The sequence below is a fragment of the Pseudoduganella sp. genome, from assembly GCF_041914865.1.
Lineage (GTDB): Bacteria > Pseudomonadota > Gammaproteobacteria > Burkholderiales > Burkholderiaceae_D > Rugamonas.
Genome location: NZ_JAYSCO010000012.1, coordinates 57,116 through 71,848 on the forward strand (window position 1 = coordinate 57,116; position 14,733 = coordinate 71,848).

Here is a 14,733-nt window from a genome sequence, read left to right on the forward strand (position 1 = left end):
GTCAGGAAGAAACCGGGACATGCTCTGGGAGAATGTCCCGGTTTCTTCCTGACCCCAAAGTGGACATTTGTTGCTCGCGGGGCAGGGTGAAGATGAAGGTCGAGCCTTCGCGGGGTTTGCTGCGCACTGTCAGCGTGCCGCCGTGGGCTTCGGCCAGCTGGCGCGAGATGTACAGGCCCAGGCCCAGACCGGCGGGGACGTTGTTGCCTTTGCCGCGCTCGAAGGGGTCGAAAATCTTGGGCAGCACCTCGTCGGGGATGCCGTCGCCCTGGTCGATCACTTCAATGCGCGCGCTTTCGCTGTCGGCATGCAGGCGCACATCGACCGGCTTGCCGCCGCCGTAACGCAGGGCGTTGGTGATCAGGTTGACGATCACCTGTTCTATGCGGAATTCGTCCCAGCAGCCCGCCACCGGCTGTACGATCGCCAGCCGCAGCTCGCTGTGCATGTCGCTGGCCTGGTGCGACAGGTCGCCCACCACGCGCTGCAGCAGCGCTTCCAGGTCCACCCGCCCGGGCCGGATCGAGAGCTTGCCGCTGCGGATGCGCGATACATCGAGCATGTCGTCGATCAGCCGCACCATGGCGTGGATCTGCCGCATGTCGCGCGCCACCATGCGTTCCAGCTGCGCCGGGGCGAAGTGGTCCATATTGCCGCGCTCCAGCTGCAGCTTGCGCATCTGCGCTTCCAGGTACAGCGTGTTGAGCGGCGTGCGCAGCTCGTGCGCCACCATGGACATGAACTGGTCGCGCACCTTCAGCGCGTGCTCCAGCTCCTGCCGCACGGCGTCCAGCTCGCGCACGGTGGCGTCGCGCTGCTCCACCATCTGCCGCACCTCCTGCTTCTGCCGGAACAGGTCGACGAAAACATTCACCTTGCTTTTCACCGCATCGGGGTCGAGCGGCTTATACAGGAAATCGACTGCGCCCGCCTCGTAGCCTTTGAAGGCGTAATTCAGCTCCTTGCCGGCCGCGCTCACGAAGACGATCGGGATATGGCGGGTCTTGCCGGTGCCGCGCATCAGCTCCGCCAGCTGGAAGCCGTCCAGGCCGGGCATCTGCACATCGATGATCGCCAGCGCGAACTCGTGCTCCAGCAGCAGCGCCAGGGCTTCGTCGCCGTTGCGCGCCTGGTGGATCACGCGGTCGTCGGCGCGCACCAGGGCGCTCAGCGCGCGCAGGTTTTCCGGTAAGTCGTCTACCAGCAGGACATTGGTGCTTTCCATCAGTGCTTCTCCAGCATGAGCAATAGCTGCTTGATTTGTTCCAGCGGCAGCACCAGGTCGGGCTGGCGCGCGCGTATCGCCTCCGCCGGCATGGTGCCGGCATTGGCCTCCTCCGGGTCCTGCACCACGGTCATGCCGCCTGCCCTGCCGATTGTGGCCATGCCCGCGGCGCCGTCTTCATTGGCGCCCGTAAGCAGGACTCCCACCAGGCCGGCGCCATAGACATCCGCCGCGCTCTCCATCGTGACATCGATGGCGGGGCGGGCAAAGTGCAGCGGCGCGTCGCAGCTGAGCGCGAAGCTGCGCTCCTTCTCAAGCAGCAGGTGGTAGCCGGCTGGTGCAAAGTAGAGAGTACCCGCAACGAGGTCTTCCTTGTCGCCCGCTTCGCGTACAGGTAGCGCGACGCGCTGCTGGAACACGTCCACCAGCTGGTTCGGCCTACCACTTCTCACATGCAGGACGACGACTATCGGTAAGCGGTAGCCCTGCGGCAGGGCGGGCAGCAACTGCAGCAGCGCGTTCACGCCGCCGGCCGAGGCGCCGATCACCACCGCCTCGATGCTGCGGCCGCGTATGGCCAGTTCGAGCGAGGGCTGGCTGTCCATTATCTTTTCCGGAATACGCGTTCGCGCTTGGCGAGGGCTTCGAACCGCGTGCCGTAGCTGGAATAGTCGATGCTCTCCTTGCTGCCCAGGCCCAGGAAGCCGCGGTGGCACAGCGATTCATGGAACAGGCCAAGCGCCCGTTCCTGCAGCTTCTTGTTGAAGTAGATCAGCACATTGCGGCAGCTGATGAACTGCGTTTCGGCGAACACGGCGTCGGTGGCCAGGCTATGGTCGGCGAACGTCACGTTTTCGCACAGCGAGCGGTCGAACAGGGCGGCGTTGTAGGCGGCGGTGTAATAGTCGGAGAAGGCGCGCTTGCCGCCCGCCGCCTGGTAGTTGGCGGTGTAGGTGCGCATGCTCTCCAGCGGGAACACGCCCTTGCGCGCTTTCTCCAGCGATTCGGGATTGATGTCGGTGGCGTAGACGATGCTGCGCTCCAGCAGCCCTTCCTCCTTCAGCAGGATGGCCAGCGAATAGACTTCTTCGCCGGTGCTGCAGCCGGCCACCCAGATCTTCAGCGAGGGGTAGGTGCCGAGCACCGGCATCACATGCTCGCGCAGGGCGATGTAGTAGCCGGGGTCGCGGAACATCTCGGTGACGGGGATGGTGATGTACTGCAGCAGCTGGCTGAAGGCGCGCGGTTCGTGCAGCACACGCGACTGCAGCTGCGATACCGTGCCGCAGCCCATTTCGCGCATGGCATGCAGCACGCGGCGCTTTTGCGAGGCGCCGGTATAGTCGCGGAAATCGTAGCTGTACTTGAGGAAGATGGCTTCCATCAGCACGCGCAGCTCGATGTCGATGCTGCTGATCGGGGCGCCGTCGCTCATCACACGGTGTCCAGCGCCGGCATCCACACCCGCAGCAGCGAATACAGGCGGGACAGGTCGATCGGTTTGGCCAGGTAATCATTGGCGCCGGCGGCCAGGCATTGCTCCTGGTCGTCCTTCATGGCCTTGGCGGTGATGGCAATGACGGGCAGGCGCGTGAAGCGCGGGTCGGCGCGCAGGCGGCGCGTGGCTTCCAGGCCGTCCATCCCGGGCATCATGATGTCCATCAGCACCAGGTCGATGTCGGGCACGGCGTCAAGCTTGTCCAGCGCTTCCTGGCCGTTGCGCGCGATTTCCACGGCGGCGCCCTTCTGCTCGATGGCGCTGGTCAGGGCGAAGATGTTGCGCACGTCGTCGTCCACCAGCAGGATGCGGCGGCCTTCGAACACCCTGTCGCGGCTGCGCACGGCCTTCAGCATGGTCTGCCGCTCGCTGGAGAGCTGGGATTCGACTTTGTGCAGGAACAGCGTGACTTCGTCCAGCAGGCGCTCCGGCGAGCGCGCGCCTTTGATGATGATGGAGCGCGAATACTTGGACAGCTCGGCCTCTTCGGCGCGCGTCATGCTGCGCCCCGTGTAGACGATCACCGGCGGGAAGCTGGCGATCTCCTGCTGCGACATTTCCTTCAGCAGTTCGCTGCCCTGCATGTCGGGCAGCTTCAGGTCCATGATCATGCAGTCGAAGACGGTGGCGCGCAGCTGCTGCAGCGCTTCAGCGCCGCTGGCGACGGCGCTGATGGCGATGTCTTCATCCTCAATCAGCTTGACCATGCTTTCGCGCTGCAGCGCGTCGTCTTCCACCAGCAGTATGTGCTTGATCTTCTGCGTGAAGCGGCGCTCCAGGCGGTCGAAGACGGCGAGCAGGTCTTCGCGCCGGGCCGGCTTGCGGGCATAGCCGATGGCGCCCAGGTGCAGCGCCGCTTCGCCGCTGTCGGCGGCGCTGATCACATGTACCGGGATGTGGCGCGTCTGCGGGTTGTCCTTCATGACCTGCAGCACCGACAGGCCGGAGCGGTCGGGCAGGCGGATGTCGAGCAGCACGGCTTGCGGCTGGCGCTCGGCGGCCAGCTGCAGGCCCTCTTCCGCAGTCAATGCCACCAGGGCGCGATAGCCAGCTTCGTGCGCCAGGTCGTACAGGATGTGGGCGAAGGCGGGATCGTCTTCCACGATCAGCACGACGCGTTCGGGCGGCGGCGGCACGTCGCGGTCATCGGCGAAGGGCTGGGCGACGGGCGCGCCCCCGGCCTGGACTGCGGCGGGCGCGCCGCTGGCTGGCTTCACGGCGGCCGGGGCGGCCCGAGCAGCCGGCGCCGCAGCCGCGCTGGCGCTCTGACGGGGAGCAATCGCCCACTGCGTCGGCAGCGAGAGGGTGAAGGTACTGCCCTGCCCCGGTATGCTGGCCAGCGTGATCTCGCCGCCCAGCAGCCGTGCCAGGTCGCGCGAAATCGACAGCCCCAGGCCGGTGCCGCCATAGCGCCGGCTGGCCGTGCCGTCGGCCTGCTGGAAGGCTTCAAAGATGGCCTCATGCTGCTCCTCGCGCACGCCGACGCCGGTGTCGATCACGGCAAACTGCAGCAGGCCCGAGGCGCCCGGCGACACGCGCAGGATCACTTTGCCGCGGTCGGTGAATTTGATCGCGTTCGACAGCAGGTTCTTGAGGATCTGCTCCAGGCGCTGGCGGTCGGTGTACACGGTCTGCGGCAGGCCGGGCGCCAGGTCGAGCACCAGGTCGAGCTGCTTGTCCCGCGCCTGCGGCAGGAAGATATCGGCCAGGCCTTCGACCAGGCCGGCCAGCGGCACATCCTCCGGCGCCAGTTCCAGCTTGCCCGCCTCCACCTTGGAGATATCGAGGATATCGTTAATCAGCGTCAGCAAGTCATTGCCGGCGGTGTAAATGGTCTGGGCAAAGCGCACCTGCTCCTCGTTCAGGTTGCCCTGCGCGTTCTGCGCCAGCAGCCGTGCCAGGATCAGGGAGCTGTTCAGCGGCGTGCGCAGCTCATGCGACATATTGGCCAGGAACTGCGACTTGTATTCGCTGGCCCGCTCCAGGTCGTGGGCGCGCGCCTCCACCTCGGCGCGCGCGGCGGCCAGCGCGGCATTGCGCTGGTCCAGCAGCGCGGTTTGCGCCGCCAGTTTTGCGTTGCTCTGCTCCAGCTCCACCTTCTGCGCTTCCAGGCTGGCTTGCGAACGTTCCAGCACGCGCGACTGCTCTTCCAGTTCTTCATTGGCGGTGCGCAGCTCCTCCTGCTGCACCTGCAGCTCCTCGTTCAGCGACTGCGTTTCGGCCAGCGCCTCCGTCAGGCGCTGGCGCGCCAGCGTGGTCTCGATCGCCGTGCCGATGTTGCCCGCCACCAGTTCCAGGAAATCCAGCTCGCGCTGCCCCACCTCGCGCAGGAAGCCCAGTTCCACCACGCCGTTCACGTGCCCGTCGCTATGCACCGGCAACAGCACCAGCTGCTGCGGCATGCCCTCGCCCAGCGATGATGAAACCTTGATGTAGCCCTGCGGCAGCTGCGCCAGGTGCAGCGTGCGCCGCGCTTGCGCCGCCTGGCCCACCAGGCCCTCGCCCGCCCGCAAATGGCGTCCGGCCTCCTCCGCCTGCGCCGACAGGCCATAACTGGCGCTGCGTTCGAGCGCGCCATCCGGCTGCACCACATAAAAGGTGGCCACCGCTACCTGCAGGTACTCGGCCAGGAATTGCAGCAGCGTGGAGGACAGCAAGGGCAGCGCCATCTGCCCGATGCCCTGCTCCGCCAGCTGGCCCTGGCCGGCGCGCAGCCAGGCCTGGTGCTGCAACTGGGCGGCATGGGCGTGCTGCTCGTCCAGCACCTCGCGGTAGGTGCCGGCCAGGCGCAGCAAGTCGCGCCGCCCCGACCATGCCAGCAGGGCACTGACGCTCAGGCCCGCCGTCAGGAAAATGCCGATGGTCCAGAAGGCCATGGCGCGCGCGGCCTCGCTGCGTTCGGCACGCAGCTTCTCCTGCTGCGCAATGAAGGCGCGGAACTGCTCGCGCAGCTCGTCGAACGGCAGCTTGCCGTCGCCGCGCTTTACCATGGCCAGGTAATCGCCCTGCTGGCGGCGCGCGGCGATCATCTGGTCGGCGGCGCGCAGCCACTCCCTGTGCTGGGCGCGGATCTGGCGCAGGCGCTCGGCCTGCTGCGCGTCCCCCTGCACCAGTTCGGACAGCGCGTCCGTGGTGCTGTCGAAGCGCGGCCGGGCTGCGACATAGGGCGCCAGGAAGGCGTCATCGCCCGTCAGCAGGAAGCCGCGCATGCCGCTTTCCATATCCACCGTCAGCCGGCGCAATTCCTGCGCGGTGCCGATGGCGCGCTCGGTCGCCTCGGCGGCCGTCCAGGTGTTTACCAGGTAGCCAAACAGGGCGACGAAAATCACGGATGCGGCGATACCGCCCAGCAGCGGCGTTTTCACGTTGCGGGTCAGGAGGCGGCGGAATCCCGGGTCATCGATGGTCGAGCTGAACGGCATGGCACCTTGTCGATTCGTCATCAAGAGGCCCCAGTGTATCCCAGCCGCCGAGCTGCGTATGTTTCGCGGCAATCGTGCGCGAGGGCTATAATCGATTGCAAACCAATTACTGTCTATCGCCCATGCGCAAGATCCTGACTGTGGCGCCGGTCCTCCTGCTGGCTGGCTGCGTTAATGATTCTGCAACCTTCTATGCCGACCCGACGCGCGAGCATACGCTGACGGTACGCCGGCAGCAGGAGTACTTCTGGAAAGAGGACGCCCAGTACACGCTGATGGCGGCGCGCCTGCCCGACTGCCAGCGCGCGATCCCGCTGGGCGAAATGCCGCTGGAAGACCTTGATTTCGAGCTGTTCGCCAGCGGCGACAATGTCTGGAGCCTGCGCGCCGGGAAGTATGTCTGGCAGATCGAGACCCAGGGCTGCTCGCTGGTCGCGGAGGGCGGCAATACGGTCGCCACCGGCGATAAGCTGGGCACCTTCGCCATCGGCAGCAAGAAGGAAAAGCTGCGCTTCGACGCCGAGGCGGCGCCGGCCGCACCTGCCGCACCCGCTGCACCCGCTGCACCCGCTACACCCGCTGCACCCGCGCCGGTGGCCGACCCGGCGGCAGCCCCGCCGCCCGGCCAGTAAAACCGCCCCGCCTCAGGCCAGGTCGATCACCACTTTTCCTGCCGCCTGGCCCGCCGCCAGGTGGGCATGCGCCGCGTTCGCGTCCGCCAGCGTGAAATGCTGCGGATCGAGCCGCACCGACAGGTGCCCCGCATCCGCCAGGCGCGCCGCCTCGCGCAGGATCGCACCGTGCGCCGCCCGCCCCTGGCCCGTCAGCAGCGGGATCAGGGTAAAGACGCCGGAATAGGTCGCGGCGCGGAACGACAGCGGCGCCAGCGCATGGTTGCCCCAGCCAAGGCAGCTCACCACATGGCCGCCATACTGCCGCACCGCCTTGAACGACGCATCCAGCATGGCCCCGCCGAGCGTGTCGTACACGATATCGAAATCGCCGCCGCCGGCTTGTTCAACGAAGCGCGCGCCGAGCTGCTCGATCAGCTCGCGCTGCGCCGCGCGGCCGGTCGCCGATACCTGCGCGCCGCGCGCCAGCGCCAGCTGCACGGCGGCGCTCCCTACACCGCCCGCACCGCCCTGCACCAGCACCGATTGCCCCGGCCGGACCTGCGCGCGGTCCACCAGGCCCTCCCAGGCCGTGATGAAGGCCAGCGGCAGGACCGCCGCCTCGCGCAGGCTCAGCGAACGCGGGGCGTGCGCCAGCAGGTCGGCATCCACTGCCGCATACTCGGCCAGCGAGCCCTGTACGCCGCCCACGCCGCCGGTCATGCCGAACACCCGGTCGCCCGGCGCGAAGCCCGTTACGCCGGCGCCCACCGCTTCCACTATCCCCGCCATATCGATGCCCAGTACCGCCGGCAGCGGCATGCGCGCATGTTCGGCGCGGCCGGCCGCGATCTTCAGGTCAAGCGGATTGACGCCGCTGGCATGGATGCGCACCAGTACCTGTCCGGGTCCGGCTACCGGCTGCGGCAACTCGCCGAGGGACAGCGGCTCTCCCGCTGCATGAAGGACCATTGCTTTCATGATGACTCCTGTGTGTTGGATGGAGTCCAGTGTAGGCACTGCCGCCGGGCGGAAAAACAGGGCTGGCATGCAAACAGAATCCATGGATTGTGGATAATGGCGGTATGGACAGACTGGATGCCTTGCGCGTGTTCTGCGCGGTGGTCGAAGCAGGCGGCTTTTCGCGCGCAGCGGAGAAGCTGGGCCTTTCCACGTCCTCGGTCACAGCCCAGGTCAGCGCGCTGGAAGCGCTTTTCCACGTCAAGCTGCTGAACCGCACTACGCGCAGCATGTCGCTGACCGGCGAGGGGCGCGAATGCTACGAACAGGCGCAGCGCATGCTCGCCGGCATGGAAGAACTGGAAGCCAGCCTGCAAGGGGCGGCGCAGCAGCCGCGCGGCGTGCTGCGGGTGAACATGCCCGGCCTGGTGTCGCGGCTGTACGTCGCCCCGGCGCTGCCGCGTTTCCTGGCGCAGCACCCAGGCATCACGCTGCAAGCCAGCGCCAGCGACCGCATGCTCGATATGGTGGAAGAAGGCTACGACGTGCTGCTGCGCCTGGGCGATATCGGCGACGCGCGCCTGGTGGCGCGCCCGCTGCTGCCGACCACTTTTATCTGCTGCGCGGCGCCGGCCTTTATTGAGCGCCACGGCACGCCCGCCACGCCGCAGGAGCTGGCGGGTTTCGACTGCCTGCACTTCATCCTGCCGCGCGCGCGCCGCCTGCGCGAATGGCAGTTCGCCGGCGGGCTGGCCTTCACGCCGCCGGCGCGCGCCGCCTTCGACCACGTGGATTCCCTGCTCGAAGCCTGCAAGGCCGGCGCCGGCATTGGGCAATTCCTGTCGCTGTCGGTACAGGCGGAGCTGCGCAGCGGCGCACTGCTGCCGCTGCTCGCCGCGCACCAGGCGCCGGGGCCGACGCTGACCGCCCTGTTCCAGCAGCGGCAGCAGCGGGCGGCCAAGGTAAAGGCTTTCGTCGACTTCCTGGCCGACCTGTTCGGCCAGCCTTAGGCCGCCTTCTCGCTGTCCAGGTGCGACAGCTGGTAGTCGTTGTAGCGGCCACCGGCAGCGGCGCCGTGCGGGATGATCAGGTCCAGCGCGGCCAGGTCGGCCTGCAGCAAGTCCGCATCCAGCGCGCCCAGCGCCTCCTGCAAGCGCTGGCGGGTGCGGGCGCCGACCAGCGGCACGATATCGGTGCCCTGCGCCATGACCCAGGCAATCGCCAGCTGCGCCATGCTGATGCCCTTGGCTTGCGCCACCGCCCGCATGCGCTCCACCAGCGCGAGGTTGTGCTGCAGGTTCTCGCCCTGGAAGCGCGGCGAATACTGGCCGCGGAAATCCCGCTCGCCTTCGCGCTGCGCGCTCCAGTGCCCGCTGATCAAGCCGCGCGACAGCACGCCGTAGGCGGTGATACCCACGCCCAGCTCGCGCGCCGTCTGCAGCAGGCCGTTCTCGATGCCGCGCGAGATCATGGAGTACTCGATCTGCACGTCCACAATCGGGTGCACGGCGTGCGCCCGGCGCAGCGTCTCCGCATTCACTTCGGACAGGCCGATATGCCGCACATGCCCCTTGCGCACCAGTTCCGCAATGGCGCCCACGGTGTCCTCGATCGGGGTCGATGGATCGACTCGCGACGGGCGGTAGATATCGATGTAGTCGGTGCCCAGGCGGCGCAGCGAGTAGGCGGCGAAATTGGCCACCGACTGCGGCCGCGCGTCATAGCCGATAAAGCCGCCGTCCGGATCGCGCACGGCGCCGAACTTCACGCTCACCTGCACCTGCCCGCGCGGCACGCTGCGCAGCGCCTCGCCCAGCAGCATTTCATTGTGGCCCATGCCGTAGAAATCGCCGGTATCGAGCAGGGTGACGCCGGCGTCCAGCGCGGCGGCGATGGTGGCCAGGCTCTCGGCGCGGTCGGCCGGGCCGTACAGGTCGGACATGCCCATCAGGCCCAGTCCAAGCTGGGAGGTGTGCAGGCCGGTGCTGCCAAGTTTGCGGTGTTCCATGAGAAGACTCCAGTGAGGGTTTCGACAGGAACCATTGTGCTATTATCGAATCCAACAATAAATGCGGCTTTCGCTACATCTTTATTCGATAAAGCATAACAATGGACCAGCTGAAATCGATGCAGGTCTTCCTGGCGGTGGCCGACAGCAAAAGCTTCACCCAGGCCGCCGAGCAGCTCGACCTGCCGCGCCCCACCGTCACCAATGCCGTGCAGGCCATCGAGCAGCGGCTCGGCGTGCGCCTGCTCCAGCGCACCACGCGCAAAGTCAGCCTGACCGTGGAAGGCCAGCTGTACGTTGAACGCTGCCGCGCCCTGCTGAACGACCTGGAAGACATCAACGCCCTCTTCCTCTCAAGCGGCCGCAAACCGTCCGGCACCATCCGCGTCGACCTGCCGGAACGCATCGCGCGCCTGAGCGTCATCCCCGCCCTGCCCGGCTTCTTCCAGCGCTACCCCGAAATCAAGGTCCGCGTCGGCGCCAACGACCGCATGGCCGACCTGGTGGGCGAAGGCATCGACTGCGCCGTGCGCGCCGGCGTGCTGCGCGACTCCACCCTGATCGCACGCCCCCTCGGCGCCATGGAACAGGTCAACGTCGCCGCGCCCGCCTACCTGGCCGCGCACGGCACGCCGCACACGCTGGACGACCTGCGCGAGCACTGGGCGGTCAACTACTTCTCCAGCCAGACCGGGCGCGACCTGCCGTGGGAATACGTGGTGGACGGAGAAGTGCGCACGCTGCCGGTGCGCAGCCGCGTCTCGGTGGGGAGTTCGGAAGCCTATCTCGGCGCCTGCCTGGCCGGCATCGGGTTGGCGCAGATCCCGCGCCCCGGCATCGAGCCGCTGCTGGCGGCGGGCGAGCTGGTGGAAGTGCTGCCGCAATGGCGCCCCGCGCCGCTGCCGGTCTCCATCATCTACTCCCACAACCGCCACCTGTCGCCGCGCGTGCGCGTCTTCGTCGACTGGCTGGCGGAAATCCTGCAACTCAGCTGATTTGATCCGCCGCAAACGGCGGATACCGCCGTCCGGCTAAGCTACCCTCTTTAGCGTGGCAGGGGCCAGCCCAATGAAGATCCTGATATTGATCGCAGCCGGCCTGGCGGATGGCGCGGGCGGCGTCGTGAATTGCCCGCCGCTTGTCGAAATCGAGCAGAAAGTCGTCGCAGTCGAGGGCTGGAGCGCGCACGAGGCGCAAACTCCGCACAGGTTCTACTTCGCGCAGTTCAGCGACGGTCCGCCGTCCCGCCAGGCGACATTGATGTACGACAGGGAGTCGCGTTCGGGCAAGCACAAGCTTCTGCACTACCGGTTCACGGCAGCGCAGGAACCCTGGCTGGTCTGCTCCTACACCGGTACCAACGCGATATTGGCGCGCAGGCTGGCGCCAGGGACGCGCGCATGCAGCGTCACGCTGGACCATGCGCGAAATTTCGAGACCGTGAAACGAATCAGCTGCGAGGAATGACCTCGATGCCAGGCAGCTGCTTGCTGTATTTTTCCAGCGCAGCGTTGATGGCGTCGAGCGAGATGGTGTAGAGGTAATCGAGTTCGGTCTCGCCCGAGCGCACGGCGCCAAAGCGCTCGTGGAACTGCCACACCGACTCATTGCCCTTGCGGACATCGAAGTGGCATTGGGTGAAGCCGAGCGTCAGCGCAAAGCGGTACACCATCAGCGCCGACTCGTAGGCGAAGCCGCTCGGGCGGCCTTCGCGCAGGATCCAGGAACCCCAGCAGAACGAATCGCCCTGCTGGTCATACAGCCTGACGGTGCCGTAACGCTCGCCGTTCTTGTCTTCGATGATGAAGTAGACCTGGCTGTTGTCGCCGGCATACTTGGCCAGCCAGGCCTTCTGCGCCGCCACATCGTTTGCGGTGGCGGACAGGAAGCGGCCCTTCACCGGGTCGGTGCGCAGGCCCAGGATGAACTCCGCATCGTCCACCGTGGCATCGCGCAGCACCACGGTCTTGCCGATTACCTTGGCTGGTTTGACAAAGCTCGCTGTCATAGCTTCTCCCTCAGGGTTGCTGCCAGCGGTAGGTCCTGCGGCAGCTTGGCCAGCAGCTTCTGCGCTTGCGACAGGTTACGTTGCTCGAACGCGTCCGGCGCGGCGGCGAAGTCCTGCGCCAGGCCGGCGGCAGCGGCTTCGATGCGCGCCGTATCGCCCGGCGTGGTGTCCACCAGCGCCAGCAGATAGGTCGTGCCCCACTGGATGCGGGTGGCCGGACCCACGGCAGCGCGCCAGGCCTGCTCATACCAGTTCAGCATGCCCGGCAGGTCGCCGCGCCGCTTGGCCGACGAAGCAAGGCTCAGCATGAAGTAGTACGGCGAATGCGAACCAGCCAGCGAAGCTTGCAGCAGCGCCTCCGCTTCGGCCGGCAGGCCGGCATCGTTCAGCGCGCTGACGGCGGTATTCACCAGCGTGTGACGGCCGTACTTGTCGTCCACCAGCGCCAGCGCCTGCTCGATACGGGTCCGCACCAGTTGCGGCAGGCTGGCATCGGCATGGCCCAGGCGCGCCATGCGCATTTGCAGGCGCACGGCGGTCAGGCGGTCCGGCGCCGACAGCCACATGTCTTCCGCCCACACATGCGCGGCCTTGGCCATGGCGGCCGCCAGTTCGGCGTGGCGGGCCGGCGCGGCGCGCACCAGCTGGTGGCCGCTGTTGCCGAAGATGTCCATATTGGCGCGCGCAACACGCGCATCGGCCAGCACGGACAGCAGGAATTCAGGCGACGCCGCATCGGCCACGCGGCCGGCCTGCGCCACCAGCGCGTGCAGGCGCAGGCGCGTTGCCGCATCCTCCACCTGGCGCGCGGCAGCCGGCGCCTCGCCCGTCACCGCGGCGCTGGCCAGCTGCGCCAGCGTGGCCAGGGTCACGCCCAGGTCGCGCCCTTGCAGCAGCACGCCTTCGTCGGTATCCCAGGAATAATTCGACAGCAGCGTCCATTCGGACGGCGCCAGGGTGCGCGTGCCTTCCAGCGCGGCGGCCATCGACTCGCCGGCCGACTTGCCGGCAAAGCGCGCCGCCATCAGGGCTTCGCCAAACAGTTCGCCATCGAGTTCGCACGGCAGGCGCGTGATTTCGCTGCCATCCGGACGGTACATCACCATGGTCGGATAGCTGCGCAGCTTCAGGCGCGCGGCCAGGGCCTGCGCGTTCGGGCTGTCGCCATCGACCTGGATCGCCAGCATGCTTTGCAGCTGGGCGGGGAACTCCTCGCGGCCGAAGATCTCGTACTTGACCCGGTTGCACGGCGGGCACCACGCAGCGCCCCAATACAGGAACAGGGAACGGCCAGCCTCGCGTGCCGCAGCCAGGGCAGCGTCAAAGCCGCCTTCGAACCACTCGATCGCGTCCGCCATGGATCAGGACTCGCGCGCCAGGGCCAGGAACTCGGTGCGCATGGCCAGGTTAGGCTGCAGCTCGCCCAGCATGGCGGACGTCACCGTCTCTTCGCCGGCGGTGCGGATGCCGCGCGACTCCATGCACAGGTGGCGGCACTTCACCACCACGCCCACCGCCTTCGGCTCCAGCACGTCCATCAGCGCCTCGGCGATCTGCATGGTCATGCGCTCCTGCACCTGCAGGCGCTTGGAGAACACGTCCACCAGGCGGGTCAGCTTGGACAGGCCGACGATCTTGCCGTTCGGGACATAGCCCACGGTGGCCTTGCCGAAGAACGGCGCCAGGTGGTGCTCGCAATGGCTGTACACGGGGATGTTCTTCACGACGATCAGCTCGTTGTACTGCTCCGCGCCGTCCTCGAAAGCCTTCAGCACTTCAGCCGGGTCCTGGCCATAGCCCGAAACCCAGTGCTTCCACGCCTTGTGCACGCGGTGCGGGGTTTCGACCAGGCCCGGGCGGTCCGGGTCCTCGCCCAGGTGCTCCAGCAGGCGGCGCCAGTCGGCTTCGGTGAATACTTCTTTCGTCATGATGTCAGGACCGTGAAAAGTTGAATCTAATCCACCAGTATACAGCGAAAAAAAATTCGGGGTCAGGTCTGACAATCGGACATTTTTCGCAGAAAAATGTCCGATTGTCAGACCTGACCCCGAATTTTCACGGCCGGTTGGCGGCCAGGAGCTCGCTGGCGATGGACACGGTGTGCGACAGCGTGGGCCATTCGTCGCCGGGGCCGAACCAGCGCGCTTCGCTGATCTCGTTGGGGTCGGTGACGATCTCGCCATCGAGGTATTCGGCGGTGTAGGCAATCATCAGGGAGTGCGGGAAGGGCCAGGACTGGCTGCCGAAGTACTGCAGCTTGTGCACGCGCAGGCCGACTTCCTCGAATACTTCGCGGTGCACCGCTTCTTCGATCGATTCGCCCGCTTCCAGGAAGCCGGCCAGGGCGGTGAAGCGCTTGTAGGGGGAATTGGCGTGGCAGGCCAGCAGGCGCTGCCCGCCCTTCCTGATCAGCACCATCATGGCCGGCGAGATGCGCGGGTAGGCCAGGTGGCCGCAGGCGCTGCAGCGCATGGCGCGTTCGCCCTCGGCGCGCGCCATCGGCCCGGCGCAGGCGCCGCAGAAGCGGTGCGTGCGCGCCCATTCGGCGACCTGGAAGGCGCGCCCGGCGATGCCGAGGAAGTCGTCGCCCACCGCGCCGAACAGGGCGCGCAGGCCGACAAAGGCGTGGCCGGGCGGCGCCTGCTCGTCCTCGGTCCAGGCCACCTGGCAGTGGCGCCCGTTCCAGTCGCCCAGCGGGTGCACGCGGGCGGCGTCGACCTGCACGTGCTCGGGCAAAGTCAAGTTGCCTTCGCGCAACAAAAGGCGGTCGCGGTGGAACAGGAAGGTCAGGCGCTCGGCATTTTCAGGCGCCCTCAGCATTGGCACGAATGAGGCGGGGGTTTGCAACATGGTCAGCCGTCTTCAAACAATTAAAAAAGTGATATTACCTTGATTCCAAGATTACTTATTGCTGAGTCGCTTTTCATCTCTAAGTCATTGTTTTAATGGCTAGATTTACGCGGTATTTCCCTACTTTTTCTGCGAATCAACACTTTCTCCA

General features: G+C 66.8%; 14 protein-coding genes. 4 read left to right on the forward strand and 10 right to left on the reverse strand.

Annotated features, from left to right (window positions below):
* Nucleotide 1: 1 nt before the first annotated feature.
* From ACE3TQ_RS08430 to ACE3TQ_RS08445, 4 genes are read right to left on the reverse strand one after another with little or no spacing between them, the layout of a single operon-like run.
* The gene (locus tag ACE3TQ_RS08430) at nucleotides 2-1,225 is read right to left on the reverse strand and encodes an ATP-binding protein (RefSeq protein WP_374581619.1); all 1,224 of its coding nucleotides are present in this window, start codon (nucleotides 1,223-1,225) and stop codon (nucleotides 2-4) included.
* The gene (locus ACE3TQ_RS08435; protein ID WP_374581621.1) at nucleotides 1,225-1,830 is read right to left on the reverse strand and encodes a chemotaxis protein CheB; all 606 of its coding nucleotides are present in this window, start codon (nucleotides 1,828-1,830) and stop codon (nucleotides 1,225-1,227) included. The genes ACE3TQ_RS08430 and ACE3TQ_RS08435 overlap by 1 nt, the downstream gene beginning before the upstream one ends.
* Nucleotides 1,830-2,660, reverse strand: coding sequence for a protein-glutamate O-methyltransferase CheR (locus ACE3TQ_RS08440; RefSeq protein WP_374581622.1), 831 nt, complete (start codon nucleotides 2,658-2,660; stop codon nucleotides 1,830-1,832). Before ACE3TQ_RS08440 ends, ACE3TQ_RS08435 begins: the two co-directional genes overlap by 1 nt.
* The gene (locus ACE3TQ_RS08445) at nucleotides 2,660-6,166 is read right to left on the reverse strand and encodes a response regulator (RefSeq protein ID WP_374581623.1); all 3,507 of its coding nucleotides are present in this window, start codon (nucleotides 6,164-6,166) and stop codon (nucleotides 2,660-2,662) included. The genes ACE3TQ_RS08440 and ACE3TQ_RS08445 overlap by 1 nt, the downstream gene beginning before the upstream one ends.
* Before the next feature lie 101 nt (nucleotides 6,167-6,267).
* Between ACE3TQ_RS08445 and ACE3TQ_RS08450 the strand changes: the two genes are divergently transcribed.
* Nucleotides 6,268-6,777, forward strand: coding sequence for a hypothetical protein (locus tag ACE3TQ_RS08450; protein WP_374581624.1), 510 nt, complete (start codon nucleotides 6,268-6,270; stop codon nucleotides 6,775-6,777).
* Between the two features lie 12 nt (nucleotides 6,778-6,789).
* Here ACE3TQ_RS08450 and ACE3TQ_RS08455 read toward each other — a convergent pair whose 3' ends face one another.
* Complete coding sequence (locus ACE3TQ_RS08455) at nucleotides 6,790-7,737, reverse strand: zinc-dependent alcohol dehydrogenase family protein (RefSeq protein WP_374581625.1); 948 nt, start codon at nucleotides 7,735-7,737, stop codon at nucleotides 6,790-6,792.
* Nucleotides 7,738-7,841: 104 nt separating this feature from the next.
* Between ACE3TQ_RS08455 and ACE3TQ_RS08460 the strand changes: the two genes are divergently transcribed.
* A complete protein-coding gene (locus ACE3TQ_RS08460; RefSeq protein ID WP_374581626.1) occupies nucleotides 7,842-8,726 on the forward strand; it encodes a LysR family transcriptional regulator in 885 nt (294 codons plus the stop codon).
* On the opposite strand, the gene ACE3TQ_RS08465 is transcribed toward ACE3TQ_RS08460, so the two are convergent.
* Nucleotides 8,723-9,724 (reverse strand): aldo/keto reductase, encoded by a 1,002-nt coding sequence (locus tag ACE3TQ_RS08465; protein ID WP_374581627.1) that lies wholly within the window; start codon nucleotides 9,722-9,724, stop codon nucleotides 8,723-8,725. The two genes, ACE3TQ_RS08460 and ACE3TQ_RS08465, sit on opposite strands and share 4 nt — an antisense overlap.
* A gap of 101 nt (nucleotides 9,725-9,825) precedes the next feature.
* Here ACE3TQ_RS08465 and ACE3TQ_RS08470 point away from each other — a divergent pair, with 101 nt between their 5' ends.
* The gene (locus tag ACE3TQ_RS08470; RefSeq protein WP_374581628.1) at nucleotides 9,826-10,719 is read left to right on the forward strand and encodes a LysR family transcriptional regulator; all 894 of its coding nucleotides are present in this window, start codon (nucleotides 9,826-9,828) and stop codon (nucleotides 10,717-10,719) included.
* 73 nt (nucleotides 10,720-10,792) lie between these two features.
* Nucleotides 10,793-11,191 carry an STY0301 family protein gene (locus ACE3TQ_RS08475; protein ID WP_374581629.1) on the forward strand — a complete coding sequence of 133 codons (399 nt, stop codon included), beginning with the start codon at nucleotides 10,793-10,795 and terminating at the stop codon, nucleotides 11,189-11,191.
* Here ACE3TQ_RS08475 and ACE3TQ_RS08480 read toward each other — a convergent pair.
* The 4 genes from ACE3TQ_RS08480 to nudC form a co-directional block, all read right to left on the reverse strand.
* On the reverse strand, nucleotides 11,175-11,732 hold the full coding sequence (locus ACE3TQ_RS08480; protein ID WP_374581630.1) for a GNAT family N-acetyltransferase: 558 nt from the start codon (nucleotides 11,730-11,732) through the stop codon (nucleotides 11,175-11,177). The two genes, ACE3TQ_RS08475 and ACE3TQ_RS08480, sit on opposite strands and share 17 nt — an antisense overlap.
* Nucleotides 11,729-13,090: a thioredoxin family protein gene (locus ACE3TQ_RS08485; RefSeq protein WP_374581631.1), complete on the reverse strand. Its 1,362-nt coding sequence runs from the start codon at nucleotides 13,088-13,090 to the stop codon at nucleotides 11,729-11,731. The genes ACE3TQ_RS08480 and ACE3TQ_RS08485 overlap by 4 nt, the downstream gene beginning before the upstream one ends.
* A 3-nt stretch (nucleotides 13,091-13,093) precedes the next feature.
* A complete protein-coding gene (folE, locus tag ACE3TQ_RS08490) occupies nucleotides 13,094-13,660 on the reverse strand; it encodes a GTP cyclohydrolase I FolE (RefSeq protein WP_374581632.1) in 567 nt (188 codons plus the stop codon).
* Between the two features lie 127 nt (nucleotides 13,661-13,787).
* Nucleotides 13,788-14,582, reverse strand: a complete 795-nt coding sequence (gene nudC / locus ACE3TQ_RS08495) for an NAD(+) diphosphatase (protein ID WP_374581634.1) — start codon at nucleotides 14,580-14,582, stop codon at nucleotides 13,788-13,790.
* Between the last annotated feature and the right edge of the window lie 151 nt (nucleotides 14,583-14,733).

Excerpts from the sequence above, each read along its gene's own strand:
- ACE3TQ_RS08435 (WP_374581621.1), bottom strand. The coding sequence starts at position 1,830 with ATGGACAGCCAGCCCTCGCTCGAACTGGCCATACGCGGCCGCAGCATC.
- ACE3TQ_RS08470 (WP_374581628.1), top strand. The coding sequence starts at position 9,826 with ATGGACCAGCTGAAATCGATGCAGGTCTTCCTGGCGGTGGCCGACAGC.
- nudC (WP_374581634.1), bottom strand. The coding sequence starts at position 14,582 with ATGTTGCAAACCCCCGCCTCATTCGTGCCAATGCTGAGGGCGCCTGAA.
- ACE3TQ_RS08485 (WP_374581631.1), bottom strand. The coding sequence starts at position 13,090 with ATGGCGGACGCGATCGAGTGGTTCGAAGGCGGCTTTGACGCTGCCCTG.
- ACE3TQ_RS08455 (WP_374581625.1), bottom strand. The coding sequence starts at position 7,737 with ATGAAAGCAATGGTCCTTCATGCAGCGGGAGAGCCGCTGTCCCTCGGC.
- ACE3TQ_RS08430 (WP_374581619.1), bottom strand. The coding sequence starts at position 1,225 with ATGGAAAGCACCAATGTCCTGCTGGTAGACGACTTACCGGAAAACCTG.
- ACE3TQ_RS08440 (WP_374581622.1), bottom strand. The coding sequence starts at position 2,660 with ATGAGCGACGGCGCCCCGATCAGCAGCATCGACATCGAGCTGCGCGTG.
- ACE3TQ_RS08475 (WP_374581629.1), top strand. The coding sequence starts at position 10,793 with ATGAAGATCCTGATATTGATCGCAGCCGGCCTGGCGGATGGCGCGGGC.
- ACE3TQ_RS08480 (WP_374581630.1), bottom strand. The coding sequence starts at position 11,732 with ATGACAGCGAGCTTTGTCAAACCAGCCAAGGTAATCGGCAAGACCGTG.
- folE (WP_374581632.1), bottom strand. The coding sequence starts at position 13,660 with ATGACGAAAGAAGTATTCACCGAAGCCGACTGGCGCCGCCTGCTGGAG.
- ACE3TQ_RS08445 (WP_374581623.1), bottom strand. The coding sequence starts at position 6,166 with ATGACGAATCGACAAGGTGCCATGCCGTTCAGCTCGACCATCGATGAC.
- ACE3TQ_RS08465 (WP_374581627.1), bottom strand. The coding sequence starts at position 9,724 with ATGGAACACCGCAAACTTGGCAGCACCGGCCTGCACACCTCCCAGCTT.
- ACE3TQ_RS08460 (WP_374581626.1), top strand. The coding sequence starts at position 7,842 with ATGGACAGACTGGATGCCTTGCGCGTGTTCTGCGCGGTGGTCGAAGCA.
- ACE3TQ_RS08450 (WP_374581624.1), top strand. The coding sequence starts at position 6,268 with ATGCGCAAGATCCTGACTGTGGCGCCGGTCCTCCTGCTGGCTGGCTGC.